The following is a 15221-nucleotide window of genomic DNA, read 5'->3' on the forward strand; positions in this document are numbered from 1 at the left end:
CCCCACCGCCTGGAGACACCACAGATGGCAGCCGGCCTTCCCCCCGCCCTCGACCGACCGCACTTCATCGGGATCGGTGGGGCCGGGATGTCGGGCATCGCCCGGATTCTCGCCCAGCGCGGGGCGAGCGTCGCGGGCAGTGACGCGAAGGACTCGGCGACCGCCGCCTCGCTGCGCGCCCTCGGCGCCACCGTCCACCTCGGCCACGACGCGGCCCACCTCGCCGAGGACACCTCCGCCGTCGTCGTCTCGTCCGCGATCCGCGCCGACAACCCCGAGCTGGTCCGCGCCCGGGAACTCGGCATCCCCGTCGTGCACCGCTCCGACGCCCTCGCCGCCCTCATGGCGGGCACGCGGCCCCTCGCGGTCGCCGGCACGCACGGCAAGACGACGACGACCTCGATGCTCGCCGTCTCCCTCACGACGCTCGGGCTCGACCCCTCGTACGCGATCGGCGGCGACCTCGACGCGCCCGGCTCCAACGCGCGCCACGGCAGCGGCGAGATCTTCGTCGCCGAGGCCGACGAGAGCGACCGCAGCTTCCACACGTACGCCCCCGAGGTCGCCGTCGTCCTCAACGTCGAACTCGACCACCACGCCAACTACGCCTCGATCGAGGAGATCTACGAGTCCTTCGAGACCTTCGTCGGCAAGATCGTCCCCGGCGGCACCCTGGTGATCTCCGCGGATCACGAGGGCGCCCGCGAGCTGACCCGCCGCGTGCGGGACCGGGCGGAGCTCACCGTCCTCACCTACGGCTCGGCCGAGGACGCGGACGTACGGGTGCACAAGGTCACCCCGCGCGGCCTGACCAGCGAGGTCACCGTCTCGCTCCACGGCAAGCTGCTCACGTTCACGGTCTCCGTGCCCGGCAGCCACTACGCCCACAACGCGGTCGCCGCGCTCGTCGCGGGCGTCTCCCTCGGCGTCCCGCTGCACAACCTCGCCTCCGCGCTCCGCAGCTACACGGGCGTGAAGCGGCGCCTCCAGCTCAAGGGCGAGGCCGCGGGCGTGCAGGTCGTCGACTCCTACGCGCACCACCCCACCGAGATGGCCGCCGACCTGGAGGCGATGCGCGGCGCCGTCGAGGGGCGCATCCTCGTCGTCTTCCAGCCGCACCTCTTCTCCCGCACGCAGGAGCTGGGCAAGGAGATGGGCCAGGCCCTCGCGCTCGCCGACTCCTCCCTCGTCCTGGACATCTACCCGGCCCGCGAGGACCCCATCGAGGGCGTCACGAGCGAGCTGATCATCGCCGCCGGTCGCGCCGCCGGGGCCGACGTGAGCCCGCTGCACGCGAAGGACGAGGTCGCGGAGGCCGTCGCGGGAATGGCGAAGCCCGGTGATCTCGTTCTCACCATGGGAGCGGGCGATGTCACCGACCTCGGCCCCGCCATCCTGGACCGGCTCACCGCCGGACCCCGCAGCCCCGAGAGCTGAGCAAGCCCGGCCAGCGTCATCGACGCCCCGGAACCACCGCCAGAACCGCCCCACACCTCGTCCACCCGCTACCATCAGCGGCAACGCAACTTCACCACGACGACTGATCTGGTTTCGGGCCGAGTCTCCTTGAATTCTCAGGAGACTCGGCATGGCCGACTTCGAACTGCCCGAGGACATCACCCAGCTCAGCGCCGACGAACTCGACGGCGTCCTCGACGGCGCAGTCCAGGCATTCGACACCCTCAGCAAGGGCGACACCCTCGCCCCCGAAGACCTCGCGCAGCTCCGCGCCCTCGCGACCGCCGTCGACAGCATCCGCCAGGAGAAGGCCGCCCGAGTCGAGGCCGCTCAGCAGGCCGCCGACGAGATCGACGCCCTCGCCGCCCAGGTCCGAGGCGACAAGCCCAACGCCGAGCCGGAGCCCGAGCCGGAGGCGACTCCCGAGCCGGAGCCCGAGCCCGAGCCGGTCACCGCCTCGGCCAGCCCGCGCCGCACCATCGACCTCTCCGGCATCCGCCGCCGCCAGCCCTCCGTCCTCCCCGCCGACCCCAACCCCCGGCCGGAGATCACCGCCTCCGTCGACGTCCCCGGCTACTCCCCCGGCCAGGCCCTCGACATGGAAGGCGTCACCGAAGGACTCATCCGCCGCGCCAACGCCCTGAAGACCGCAGGTGGCGGCGTCGGCCTGACAGCCTCGTACCGGCTCCCGTTCCAGAAGGAGCTGATCATCAACGACAGCTCCAGCGGCACCGAAGGCACCCGCGCCGTCCTCCTCGCCGCCGACCAGGCCCGCCTCCAGGGCGGCAACATCGTCGCCAGCGGGGGCTGGTGCGCCCCGTCCGAAACCGTCTACGAGCTGACCAGCATGGCGTGCCCCGAGATGCTCTGGGACGTCCCCGAAATCCAGCTCGCCCGAGGCGGCCTCCGCTTCTTCCCCATGCCGAGCCTCGACGTCGGCAGCATGACCTGGGTCCACACCGAGGCCGACGACATCAGCGGCGCGCAGAAGCCCTGCTTCCGCATCCCCTGCCCCGAGCCGATCGAGGTCCGATGCGACGCCATCGGGATCTGCCTGGAGTCCGGCATCCTGACGCAGCGCCACTTCCCCGAACTCGTCGAGCACTACCAGAAGCTCGGCATGATCGCCCACGAGATCCGCATCAAGCAGGAACTCTTCACCCAGGCCCTCGCCCAGTCCACGGCCGTCACCATCGCCCCGACCTTCGGCGCCTTCTCCGCCCTCTTCGCCGCCGTCGCCCTCCAGGCCGCCGACATGACCGAGAAGCTCAGCCTCTGCGAGAGCATCAACATCGAGGTCGTCTTCCCCTGGTGGTCGAAGAACCTCTTCCTCGCCGACATCGCGCGGAGGAACGGCGTCAGCGTCGAAGACATCGACATCAACCGCATCATCAGCGCCTTCGCCCAGATCGGCGTCAGCGTCCAGTGGGCCCGCGGCCTCAACCCGAACGTCCCCGACACCATTGGCGGCGCCGACCCGGCCGCCGTCTGGCCCGACAACGTGCCCTTCCTCATCTACCCGGCCGGCACCTTCGAGGCGGGACGCGGCGGGGAGATCAGCCTGGGTGTAATTCACGATTCAAGCAAGTTCTCTGTGAACGACTACACCGCACTGTTCACCGAAGAGTGCAGCACCCTCATCGCGAGGAACCAGGAAGCCCGCATCGTGACGGTCCCGGTCTGCGCGGACGGCCGTACGGCCGAGCAGATCGGCGTCACCTGCCCCGTCGCCTGACCCCCCACGCAGCGGTTCCGCCCCGCCAGGGCGGAACCGCCTGTCACAGAAATGAGGGCAAGGCGTGCTCCGTCTCCCCTTCGGTAACCCCCTTGTCGACGCTCGACCAGTCCACGACGGGACGGTGGGCTGAGTGCCTTCGGCTGGTATGCGGCGGCGGGTGGAGTCCATCCCGGGAAGGCCGCTCCCGTACGGAATCCTCAGCGACTGCGCTTCGGTGATCGAGGTGTCCGAGACGGACATCCACGAGTTGATGGGCGTGGAGTGGCTCGCCCTCGGGTGCTGTCCCGTGCAGGTGTGGCCGGACTCGTGCCCTGATGAGGACGAGTCCCCGGGCGCTGGGCCGGTGGAGAAGGAGTTCTGTCGCCCCACGGTGGAGCACGCGTCTCCGATCACGATCTACTCGGGTGCGGAGTGCAGCACGATCGGGTGGTCGTATGCGGAGGCGCGGGAGCAGGTCCTCGCGACGCTGGAGCTGGGGCAGCAGCGTGCGATCGAGGAGGGCTTCTGGCGGGAGACGCTCGCGCCGCGCGCGGTGGACCTGACGTCGCCCGCGGGCCCGGTCAGCGTGGCGCAGGGTGTGGCCGCGCTGGAGGGGGCTCTCGCGGAGACGTACGGCGGGCAGGGCCTTCTTCACGTGCCGACCGGCGTGGCGGCGCTACTGGGGTGCTGCCAGGTGTTGCGGCAGGACGCGGCGACGGACTGCCCTCGGACGCTGGCGGGGAACCGTGCGGTGATCGGCGCGGGGTATTCGGCGGCGAACTCCGGCCCGGACGGTGCTCCGGCTGCGCCAGGGACGGCGTGGCTGTACATCTCGGGGCCCGTCGAGGTGCGTCTCGGCCCGGTCGATGTGGTGCCGGACCGGGCGGGGCCAGCGGTGAACTACCGCGTCAACGACCTGAAAGTCCTCGCGGAGCGGACGGCGGTCGTGGGGACGACCTGCCAGGTCTTCGCTATCAATGTGGAGGCGTGCCCGGCATGAGCGGTGTTGTGATCGTCCGTCCTGCGGTGGAGCTGCGGCGGGACTTCGCGCGGTGGGCGGTCGCTCAGCGGCCGAAGGTGCGTACGGCGTCGCCGACTTCGTTCGCGGTGCCGGCCGTCCGGTTCACCGAGGCGCCCGAGGAGATCCTGATCGGCTCCTTCGTCGACGGTCAGCGCTACGTTTCGCCCGACGAGGACACCCCTGAGTGCACCGTGGGCAGGCCCGAGCTGGTCGGCGTCGCCAGCCCGGACGGCTACCGCGAGGCCGTACCCGGTGAGCCGCTGCCCGAGGTGCCCGCCGAGGTGTACGGGCCGGACTCGACGCCGCTGCCGGAAGGGTCCGACGACAGCGACTCATCCGCCGAGGCGCCGGAAGGCGTTTTCCCCTGCGGTGCGTGCGACCGCGAGTTCACCAGCGAGCGTGGCCGGGACGCCCACGGTCGCCAGAAGCACGCGGAGGCGTAGGTGCCCGTCGAGCCGATCCCCTGCACCCCTGGCGGCGGGAGCGGGCCCGAGCCCGGCCCGTCCTGCTGCGCCCCCTCCCTCACGACCGCACCACCCCTGTGCCGCGAGGACGGCAGCGCGGTCCTTCTCGTCCTGCGCTCGGCGTGCGCCTGCGACGGCGAACCCCCGGCCCCGCCCGAGATCGCAGGGTGGATCGACTCCGCGACCGGTGTGTTCACCGAGGGGCCCGCGCCGGCCGACGCACGCCCCTGCGGTGCCACCGAGGACGGGTGCGCGTCCGTCGCCCTCCTCCGCCTCTGCGACCAGACCGACGACGGGGCGTGTACGCCGTTCCTGCGGCGCCTCGTCCTCGACTGCGACGGCGAGACCACCGCGAGCACGGACACCGCCCTCGACGGCGTCACACCGTACGAGACGGCCGGGACGGTCATCGACTGCGACAACTGCCCGTGCGGCCCGAAGACCAAGACCCTCGTCCTCTGCGACTACCTCACCGACGGCCCCACCCCCGTCACCCAGTTCCTCCGCACCGTCGTCTACGACTGCGAGACCGGCGAGGCCCTGGACCAGACTGACACGGCCCTCGACGGCACGACGCCGTACGCACCCGTGGGGGAGATCGGCGAGTGCCACCAGTGCCGCCCCACGCCGATGTGCCCCCAGCTCCTTGGCCTCTCCGGCCCGGAGACCTGGACGATGCCCGAGGGCACCGAGTCACTGTCCCTCACCGTCGCGTGTGGGCCGGTGGTGGTCACGGACTGCCGGGGCAACACCACGCAGATCAACGAGCCCGGCGCGTCCTTCAACTGGGCCGCGCCGCCGGTCGACTGCCGCCCCGGGCGCCTGTGCACACCCCTCACGGTCGATGTCCCCGCCGACTCGGCCGTCTACCTGAACTTCCTCACTCCGTGCGACATGGGGGACGTCTCGTGAGCTGCAACGACTGCTGTCCGCCGATCATCTTCGGCACCGCGTCCGGCGGAACGCCCGGCCCCCAGGGGCCGCCTGGCCCCGCGGGCCCGCAGGGGCCCGGCGCGTGCGTCTCGGCCGACCCCGGCAACGCGTTGCAGGAGGGCACGGACGGCTGCCTCTACGTCGCCGAGCCCACCGCACCCGAGGTGTGCGTCGCGGCGGACTCCGCGGACGTCCTCGCCGTGGACGCGGACGGCTGCCTCAGCCTCACCACCGACCCGTCGGGCCCAATCCGGCCCGGGGAAGCCGGCCTCACCCTCTGCCTCTCCGAGGACCCCGGGCAGACCGCCGCCCTCGACGACGACGGATGCCTCCTGGTGACCGGCGGCCCGGCGGCGCTCCCGCTCGTCACCATGACCGCCGCCGTGGAGGTCTTCACCGCCGACGGGCAGTTCGACCCCGCCAGCTATCCCGGGCTCCAGTACGTGCGCGTACGCGTCCAGGGCGCGGGCGGCGGCTCTACCGGGTCCGGGAGCAACGCCGGCCCGGTCGGCTCGGACTGGGTGTCCATCGGCGTGGCCGGCGGTGGTGGCGCCTATGCGGAGAGCCTCCTCAACGCGGCCGACCTCACCGGCCCCATCGCGGTCACTGTCGGCGCGGGTGGCGCCGGGTCCGCCGTCAACGTCAACGCGGGCGCCGGCGGCGGGAGCGCCTTCGGCACGCTGGTCACCGCACCCGGCGGCCTGGGCGGCCAGTACATCGGCACCGGCGTCCCGGCTTCGTGGGACGACGCCCGTGCCCGCTTCAACCAGTCCGGCGGCTTCGGCGGCGTCGGCCAGCTCCGTATCCCAGGCGGGTCGGCGTCGCCCGGCTTCGCCATCGGCGGGCGCGTCTTCAACGACTCGACGCTCGTCACCAACGGCCAGGCGATCGGCACGAAGATCAGCGTCGGCGGAGGTGGCGGCGGCTCGGTCCTCGGCGCGGCGTCCCGGGGCGGCCTCTCCTCCTCCGGCGCCGGGGACGAGCCAACCATCGGCGTCGGCGGCGCGCTCGGCTACGGAGGCGGCGCCCCCGCGCCCGCCTCCGCGTCCGGCGCCGGCGTCGGCGGTGGCACCCCGAGCCCGGCGCAGATGGGCCGCGACGGCGCGCCCGGCGTCGTGGTCGTCGAGGTCTACCAGCTCCAGGTCACCGCCGCCTGAGCGGCCATCACCCCAAGGAAGACGACATGCCAGCAGGCGGAAACTTCACCTCGTGCAACTGCGGCCCCGACGCGGCGGCGTGTGAGAACCCGACTCAGCCGGTGGCCACCGTCGGCCTGTGTCTCGCGGACGGCTCCCCGATCGCGGTCACCGTCGTCCGGGACTGCGCCGGCACCGCCACGAGCGAGGGGTGGCTCAACCTGACCACCGGCGCATGGTCCGCAGGCGCGCCCCCGGCCGGGACCATCGCGTGCGGCGACTCCCGCAGCATCACGACCAACGGCACCTTCTGCGACGTCGGACCGGACGGGGAGGTCCTCGGCCTGGTCCTCGTGGAGTACCAGTACGCGGCGGATGGCTCGATCGCCGCGGTCCGCCTGGTCGACGCGGTCACCGGCACGACGTACACCCCGACCGGTGAGGTGACGACCTGCCCGGCCGGGACGGAGCAGCCGGAGCGGGACCTGGTCCAGCTCTGCGACTTCGCGGCCGACGGCACCGCCACCGCGTTCCTCCGCGACTTCGCCCGGAGCGAGACGGGCGCGATCACCGGGCACAGCGACTACGACCTCAGCGGGGAGCCGTACGCCCCGGCCGGAACGGTCGCCCTGTGCCCGCCAGAGTCGCCGTGCCGCTCCTGCCAGACCCTCGCCCTGTGCGACGTGCCCACGGACCCGACACCTGCCCCGGTCCTCGTGGCCGGCGGCTTGGCCGGTGCGCGCTCGGGCACAACGGCAACCGGTGTCGGCTTCACCACGAGCAGCGGCACCAACACCCTCGCGGGCTGGTTCCCCCTCAGTCTCTTCCCCGTCGCGACCGCCGGCCCGTTCGTCCTCACCCTGAACCGGCCGGCTGCCGCCTCCTGGTCGGCGCGCGTCGGCATCAGCGGCACGACGACGGGCCGCATCGTCATGCCGGCCGGGACCGAGCTGGTGGAGCTGTCCCCGAGCCACGTCTACGACCCGGCCACGCGCACCCTGAGCCCCGCCGCCGGCGCCGGGCAGGCCAACGCCAACGGCGACTCCACGTTCCAGCACGCGGGCCCCGTCACCTCCTTGTCGTTCGCCAGCGACGGGACGGGCGGCGCACTCGGCCCGACGCAGCGGCAGGTGGGCGACTTCACCCTGGCCCCGAGCACCGTGCCGTTCCTGCGGACCGTGTGCCGGGACTGCGACGGCGGGGGCGTCACGGCCACGGACACCCTCCTCGACGGCACGACCGCCTACACGGTGCGCGGCCGGGCGGAGGTGTGCCAGCCCGAGGAGGCGGAGCCGTGCGCGTCCACCGTGACCACGCTCCGTCTGTGCGACCTCGACCCGAACGTGGAGCCGGACGCGGACGGCAAGCGGTGCGCCGTCCCCTTCCTCCGCCACCTGGTGCACGACTGCACGGGCGCTCTGGTCGAGACCCGGGACACCGCCACGGACGGCACCACGCCGTACGCCCCCGTCCAGGTCGTGGACTGCGGGAGCGGCGGTGTACCCGCGATGGTCGAGGTGCCGTGGGAGGTCGTCGGCATCGAGCCGGACCCCGGCAGCGCGGCCGGGCGCGGCTTCCTCTTCTCCCTCTCCCCGATCGACGACCCGGACACCGTCGGGGTCGTCAAGGTCACCACCACGGCGACGGCGAACACGGACTGCCCCAGCACGCCCCCCTCGTACAGCTTCCGCAACCCGTGCACCTACACGTTCACCCCGGACCAGGTCCTCCAGGATGCGGCGACCTACGTCCGTTGCGACCTGATCGACTTCGACACCTTCGAGCCGATCACGGGCCTGACCCCGCCGCCGTCCCGGCTCGGCGGCACCGCCTACTGGGACGGGTCGACCGTGCGTCCGACCGAGTCCAACGGCACCGGCGAGATGTACTACGACGGGCCACCGCCCGTCTGGTCCTACCGCGTCGGCAACACCGGCGGCGGCAACAGTTGTAGCGCGCTGAGCTTCGCGGCGGTGTCGCTGCGCCCGGAGGGATGCTGCACCCCGTGCGGCGGAAGCAGCGGCGGGGACGGCACGGGGCGCACTGTGCAAGAGGTGTGCGTCATCGCCACCGCCGCCCCCACCGACGTGATGCCGTGGACGCGGGTGATCGAGGACGGCGGCGCCACGATCTACTACCTCGACCAGACCGGCGCCCGCTACGACAACACCCTCCCGGCCGCCCATCAGATCGTGGCCTGTCCGGCGGAGGAAGCCGACGGCTGCGCGACCTGCGAGACCATCCCCCTGTGCGACGTCCAGCCCGACGAGTCCCCCGGCGAGCCGCTGATCGACTTCACGGAGCTGCGCCTGTCCGACTTGGAGGACGGCCCCACCTCGGGCACCCTCCCCAACGGCGTTGGCTACACCGTGAGTTGCGGGTCATGGCTCACGCCACAGGGGCACTACACCATCTACCCCGTGGGCGGCCCGGGGACCCCGGCCTGTGACCAGACGTGGGTGTTCGACCAGCCCGTCTACCTCCGGTTCGGCGTCCGCGGCTTCAACGTGGCCCCGCGCGAGTGCATCGCCTACGAGGCCGACAGCGGGGCCACGTTCAGCATCGAGTTCCTGCACCCCAACCACCGGCCCGGCGCTGACCCGGACAGCATCTGCGGGCTCGGCTCGGCCACGGACGAGTCGGTCGTCCGTACCGACGGCCCGGTCACCGAGCTGACGATCCGCGCGACCACCAACGCCGGGGCCGGGCGCGGGCTCGGCCTGCTCCACGTCGGGCTCCTCGCAGACCCCCAGCCCGAACCCGGCTCGATCACCCCCTTCCTGCGTACGACGTGCCGGGACTGCGGCGGGGCCGTCGTCTCGACGTCGGACACGACGCTGGAGGGCCAGCCGTACACCCCGGCCGGCATGGTGACCGTCTGCTCGGCGGCTGGCGGCGGGGGCACGGAGCCGTGCCGGGACAGCTCCAGCACGCTCCTGTGCGACACCTCGGCGGTCGACCTGATCACGGTCTTCGACCCGGCCAACAGGCCGGACGCGGACGGCTGGGAAGTCGTCTCGTTCGAGAGCGCGAAGCCGGACGCGCCGCCCGAGGGGCCGCTCCCGTACCCGGCGATCTACGGCACGCCGTACGGGTACCCGGCGCTCGGCGCGCGCGCCGACCAGTCGGCGGGGTACGGCGGCGGGAGCTGGTCGACGTACGACGCAGCCCCGTTCCGGTGGGTACTGCGCAAGGAGTTCACCGCGCCGGAGGACGGTGTCGCGGTCGCGCAGAGCAGCGGCTTCCGGGGTGACGGCGGCGCCCGGGTCCGGATCAACGGCGTCGATGCCGGGATGTACGGGCAGTGGAACCAGGCCGCTACCTCGGGCACGGCGGAGATCCCGGTCACTTCCGGGCCCAACACGGTCGAGATCGAGGTCCGGGACGTCGGCGGCATCAACAACGTCGTGGGCAAGCTGGACATCGCCCTGCCGCGCACCGTGCAGTTCATGCGCCGTCAGGTCACGGACTGCGAGACCGGCGAGGTCGTCTCCACGACGGACACGACCCTGGGCGGCGAGCCGTACGAGGTCACTGGCGAAGTCGGCCAGTGCACCACGGCGGGCGGGGAGTGCTGCGAGCAGCCGCCGCCCGAGCTTCGCGTCGATGTCGAGACGGACGTGCTGTGCATCCAGGACGCGGCGGGCGAGATCGTCGGCCAGGTCGTCGCGGAGCGCGTCTACGACGACCAGACCGGAGACCGCATCGAGCAACGGCTCGCGGACCCAACGACCGGCGCCCCAGTGGAACTCCCGGCCGGGGCGACGCTCGTGCTCTGCAACGAGCCCGAGTGCCCGGTCGCGTTCTCGACGGAGTGTGTGGGCGTCGTCACCCGCTCCGAGGCGTCTTACGACAACACGAGCCTGGTGGGGGGCCTGCCGGGCAAGTGCGGGTCGATCCAGGGGCCGGGCGGGCAGTTCCCGTGCCAGCCCACGGGCCCCCTCACCATCACGAGTTGGATCATCAACGGCGAGGACGTCTTCCCGGAGGACAGCCCCGGCCGGCAGTTCACCGGGGGCGCGTGCGGGCCGGGCACGGACGCGGCGCACGGCATGCACCGCAACTGGGCCGAAGCGCTCACCAACCTGGACGTGACGAGCGACCGGTGGGTGGTCGACAGCGCCCCCGGTTGCGCGTACTTCATCCGCTCCGAGGGCGGCGAGACCAACGTCTACGGGGCCATGACGATCCGGGACCAGGCCGGGCAGGAATGGACGCTCGGCCCGGTCCAGGGCTGCGAAGAGGTCCAGTACACGCGGGTCTACACGCAGGAGTGCGACGGGTCGGTGAGCGTGTCGTGGCTCGACGCGCAGGGCGAGGCCGTGCCCGCGCCGGAGGGCGACTTCGTGCCGTGTGGCACCGGCTGCGGCGCGGGGGGCAGCGGCGGCCTGGACGTCGAGGTGGTCGCGCTGTGCGACGCTGCCGCCGACGGCGCGGTCGTGCAGTTCTTGCGGCACATCACGTACGGCACGGCCGGACAGGTCTCGGTCGTCGTGGACACCGCCCTGGACGGCTTCTCGCCGTACACCCCGTCGGGGACGGTCGGGGTGTGCCAGCCCGAGCAGGGCGGCCAGGATGTCGAGCTGGTGCCCATGTGCATCATCGACAACATCAACGGTCAGTCGATCGGCGATGTCTTCGCCGAGGTGCGCTACGCCTCCGACACCGGGGAGCGGACCGGCGTCACCTACGTCGACCCGCTGACCTGGGGCCCGGTCTCGCTGCCGGGCGGCTCGCACATCGGCCTGTGCCCCGGGGCGGAGCCCACGGAGTGCCTCGCGCAGTCCGTGGTGCAGGAGTGCCGCTGGGACGACACCGACGGCGACGGCATCGCCGACGCCTCGTACGTCGAGCTGATCGGCATCGGGTGCGACGGCACCCTCACGCCGCTGGGGACGTACACCGAGGGTCTGGCCGAGGCGTACGTGCCGGTGTCGCCGGTCGCCCCGCCCGAGGAAGAGCCGCCGACGGCGACGGTGGTGGAGGCGCACCGGGTCGAGCTCGCGGCCGGGCAGGCGTGGGACGCCTCCACGGTGACGCTGCTCCAGGCGGTGACCGCGACGGCGCACGGCGGTGCCGGGCAGATCACCACCTCGGACGGCGTGAGCACGCTCTTCGAGGGGGAGTCGGTGTCCTGGTCGGTCGTCAGGGACAGCGACGCGGCCCTGTCCGGTCCGCTCACGATCGCCGGGGGGCCGGGCGTCGTCACCGTCTCCTACACCCGCACAACGGCCGCCTAGGCCCTGCCGGGGCCCGCAGCTCGCGGGCCCCGGTCCCCTTCATCCCATCGCCTGGAGGCGCAGCATGTCAGGGACTACCGGGAGCATTTCCCTCGCCGGACCGGACGCGGAATTCAAGATCCTGTGCGACGACGACGGCGCGGGCACGGTCGCGTTCGTGCGCCGCTACACGACGAGCCCGGCCGGGACGGTCACCGTCACCGACACCGGCCTCGACGGCACGACGCCGTACACGGTGACCGGGACGGTCGCCGTGTGTACGACCTCGGATGCCGAGCCGGGCGAGCTGACCGCGCACGGCGAGCAGGACACGGCCTGGGCGCTCGCCGACCACGCGGGCACGGTGTCGGTGACCCTCGTCGTCTACGCGGGCACGGTGACCGCGACGACCGCCGAGGGCGCGCTCACCGTCCCGGCCGGCGGGACCCTGACGTGGTCGGCGAGTGCCGGCACCGGCGGCGTCCTGGCGGGCGCTCTCGATCTCGCGGGTGCCGCCGGGGCCTCGTGGCACGTCATCTGGACCACCCGCCCGTGACCACGCACGGCCACTACGCCCCGCCCGCGCGCCGTGTCGACCGCGCGGTCGGAGTCACGGGCAGCGGCGGCGACGTGACGTTCACGTGGTCGCCGCCGTTCGACGCGCCCCCCGTGATCGAGGCGACCGTCCAGGCCGGAGCGGGCTTCCGATCCCTGCGCATCGCCGCGAACACGGGGGGCTCGACGACGGTCCACGTGGACGTGTCGGCCGGGGTGACGCTCCTCGGCATCGGCGTCCTCGCCGTCGGCGCCGCCGCGTCCGGCGTCACCGTCCACTGCACCGCCACCGCGCCCTGACCGGGCGCCACCTGAAAGGAACTGCTCATGCCGAAGTGCTGCTCTTCGCGGGCTGGCTGCTCGTGCGTCGTCACAGCGGGCCCCGGCGTGACCGTCGACGGCACCGGGTCGACCGCCGCCCCCTACGTGGTCTCTACCGACGCCGGCACCCCGACGCCGGTCCAGGGGCAGGACACGGCGACCGTGCACACGAGCGTGGGCGGCGCCGGGACCGAGGCGGCCCCGTACGTCGTCTCGGCGGACGTCATCCTCGACCCGGACCCGCCCGGCGGCGGGGACAACCTCCTCCAGGAGGGGCCCGACGGGCTCTTCATGGAGTGCGAGCAGGTGCGCGGCTGCCTGACCGCCGGACCGGGGATCACGTACGACGAGGCGACCGGAGAGATCGCGGCGGACGGGGCCGCGGGCGCGCCCACCGCGCTGGAAGCCGGCGACACCGCGACCGTCGACACGACCGTCTCGGGGACCGGGACCACCGCCGACCCCTACATCGTGTCCGCCGACGTCATCCTCGACCCCGCCCCGCCCGGCGGCGGCGACCAGCTCCTCCAGTCCGGGCCGGATGGCCTGAGCCTGGAGTGCGCGGATATCCGCGGGTGCTTCTCGGCCGGGGACGGCGCCGGGTACGACCCGAGTACGGGCGTGATCACCGCGCGCCCGTCGACGGACGCTGGGAACACGGTCGCGTACGGGACGGACGGGGGGCTCCTCGTCCCGCTCCCGCCGTCCGTGGCGCTCCTGACGGGGTGCGGCATCACCGGTGACGGGAGCGAGGCGTCACCGCTGACGGTCGCGACCGGGGTCTGGCCCTACGACTGCCCGGTCGATGACATCGGCGGGGTCGTCGCGTGCGACAGCGCGGGCGTGCTGCGCTCCGAGCCGCGCGGCTTCGTCGCCGCGTACAGCTACACCGAGACCCGCGACTACCCGAATCTGACGGTGCCGTCGGGGTTCGATCAGCCCGGCGATACGTTCACGACGACGGTCACCAATCCCGGCTGCCGCCCGGCTTTGGTGTGGATGGAGCGTGAGGTCGACGTCGATTTCGACCTGCCCCCGGGCGCGGGAGCGGCGTACGGGCACGGCGGCGACGAAATGATCTTCCACCGCAACACCGGCTCCTCGGTCGAGCAAGACTTCCACGTCCAGACCACGAAAGCGTTCGGCCTCGCAGACACCCTCCAGGTGGGCGAGACCCGCGACTTGCCCTTCGCGGTCACCCTTGGCCGGGGGGTAGGCGGCGCCACCTACAACAGAATCCAAATTTTCATCCGCGTCCTCCTGATCGGAGTCTGATCATGGCCACCGCTCCCATCCCCGCCGCCGAGCCGCGCACGTTCTGGGCGCTCTACGAGGACGGCTCGGCGGGCCGCATCTCGGTCGTCACCGCCGAGGACGCACCGCCTGTGCTCGCTAAGCCGGGCCGTGTCGTCACCGAGGAGGAGCACACGGCGTACGTGGCCGAGCTGGCCACCCGTCGGGACACACACCTGGCCGAGGAGCGCTCCCGCGCGCAGGCCCGCTGCCAGGAGGACTACGAGGCGCTCCGTGCCGCTGGTGTGCCCGAGGCGACGGCCCGGCGCTTGTCCGGGCACGAGGGTGACACCTCTTCTTGACCCTTCTTTGTAGGCGTGCGGCCCTGCCGCACGCCTACACTCGTACTCGCGAGCCGTCTGGTTTCGGGCCGGGCCTCCCACCCACCGTGGAGGCTCGTCATGCCAGCTCCGCTCATCAGCAATATCGACGTGGTGCGGGTCACGCGCGTCGATGGTTGTGGTCGCCCGGTCTGCGGGCCCGAGGCGTCCTACGTGACGGACTGTCACGCCTCCCTCTCGATGGAGGCGAATGTGGACGAAGGCGACGACATCACCTTCAAGGCCGGGAACGGGCGGCAGTGCGGGTACAAGAAGGCGTGCCCCACTTTCAATAATTTCGACCTCACCTACACCTTCTTCCAGGCGTCGCCTGAGTTGATCGAGCTGATGACGGCAAGCCCTGTCTTCTACGATTACTCGGGCAGGCCGATCGGCTTCGACTCCTGCTCGGTCCCCTGCCGGGCCGGTTTCGCCCTGGAATTCTGGGCGGATGTGTTGGGCGAGGACGTCTGCGACGACGAGGCCGCGGAGGGCGCGTGGATCTACGGCGTCATGCCGTGGGTCACGAATGGGATGATCGGCAACCTCGAACTCGCTGGCGAGGCCGTGAACTTCGAGCTGACGGGTGCCACTCGTGGGGGCGGGAAGTGGGGGGTGGGCCCGTACGAGGTGATGGCCCAGGACACCGCTGGTACGGCGGGGCCGATGCTCACGCCGCTCGGGCCGGAGTGCCACCGCCGGATCTTCGTCACGTCGGTCCCTCCGCCGGAGCCGTCGACGACGTACGTTCCGGTCGCGGGCGAGCTGTGCGAGGTCTCCTGAG

Annotated in this window: 12 protein-coding genes; all 12 read left to right on the forward strand. The window is 72.3% G+C overall.

The genetic code is table 11. From position 1 onward, the window contains the following. Positions 1-24 precede the first annotated feature (24 nt). The 12 genes from murC to G3I42_RS08320 all read left to right on the forward strand — a co-directional run bounded on the left by murC (position 25) and on the right by G3I42_RS08320 (position 15220). Positions 25-1437, forward strand: a complete 1413-nt coding sequence (gene murC, locus G3I42_RS08265) for a UDP-N-acetylmuramate--L-alanine ligase (protein WP_164283826.1) — start codon at positions 25-27, stop codon at positions 1435-1437. A gap of 151 nt (positions 1438-1588) precedes the next feature. After that, positions 1589-3193: a major capsid protein gene (locus G3I42_RS08270; protein WP_164283828.1), complete on the forward strand. Its 1605-nt coding sequence runs from the start codon at positions 1589-1591 to the stop codon at positions 3191-3193. Between the two features lie 226 nt (positions 3194-3419). Further along, positions 3420-4175 carry a cupin gene (locus G3I42_RS08275; RefSeq protein ID WP_343244485.1) on the forward strand — a complete coding sequence of 252 codons (756 nt, stop codon included), beginning with the start codon at positions 3420-3422 and terminating at the stop codon, positions 4173-4175. Further along, positions 4163-4639 carry a hypothetical protein gene (locus G3I42_RS08280; protein ID WP_164283832.1) on the forward strand — a complete coding sequence of 159 codons (477 nt, stop codon included), beginning with the start codon at positions 4163-4165 and terminating at the stop codon, positions 4637-4639. Before G3I42_RS08275 ends, G3I42_RS08280 begins: the two co-directional genes overlap by 13 nt. After that, a complete protein-coding gene (locus tag G3I42_RS08285) occupies positions 4640-5572 on the forward strand; it encodes a hypothetical protein (protein ID WP_164283834.1) in 933 nt (310 codons plus the stop codon). Beyond that, complete coding sequence (locus tag G3I42_RS08290; protein ID WP_164283836.1) at positions 5569-6750, forward strand: hypothetical protein; 1182 nt, start codon at positions 5569-5571, stop codon at positions 6748-6750. The genes G3I42_RS08285 and G3I42_RS08290 overlap by 4 nt, the downstream gene beginning before the upstream one ends. A gap of 26 nt (positions 6751-6776) precedes the next feature. Then, positions 6777-11969, forward strand: coding sequence for a hypothetical protein (locus G3I42_RS08295; RefSeq protein ID WP_164283839.1), 5193 nt, complete (start codon positions 6777-6779; stop codon positions 11967-11969). Positions 11970-12033: 64 nt separating this feature from the next. Next, positions 12034-12504: a hypothetical protein gene (locus G3I42_RS08300; protein WP_164283841.1), complete on the forward strand. Its 471-nt coding sequence runs from the start codon at positions 12034-12036 to the stop codon at positions 12502-12504. Next, positions 12501-12803, forward strand: a complete 303-nt coding sequence (locus tag G3I42_RS08305) for a hypothetical protein (RefSeq protein WP_164283843.1) — start codon at positions 12501-12503, stop codon at positions 12801-12803. Before G3I42_RS08300 ends, G3I42_RS08305 begins: the two co-directional genes overlap by 4 nt. 27 nt (positions 12804-12830) lie before the next feature. Continuing rightward, complete coding sequence (locus G3I42_RS08310) at positions 12831-14099, forward strand: hypothetical protein (RefSeq protein WP_164283845.1); 1269 nt, start codon at positions 12831-12833, stop codon at positions 14097-14099. 2 nt (positions 14100-14101) lie between these two features. After that, positions 14102-14419 carry an NAD-glutamate dehydrogenase gene (locus tag G3I42_RS08315; RefSeq protein WP_164283847.1) on the forward strand — a complete coding sequence of 106 codons (318 nt, stop codon included), beginning with the start codon at positions 14102-14104 and terminating at the stop codon, positions 14417-14419. A gap of 99 nt (positions 14420-14518) precedes the next feature. Continuing rightward, positions 14519-15220, forward strand: a complete 702-nt coding sequence (locus tag G3I42_RS08320) for a hypothetical protein (RefSeq protein WP_164283849.1) — start codon at positions 14519-14521, stop codon at positions 15218-15220. Position 15221: the final 1 nt, after the last annotated feature.

This window comes from Streptomyces sp. SID11385 (genome assembly GCF_010548245.1).
In the GTDB taxonomy this organism is placed as follows: Bacteria; Actinomycetota; Actinomycetes; order Streptomycetales; family Streptomycetaceae; genus Streptomyces.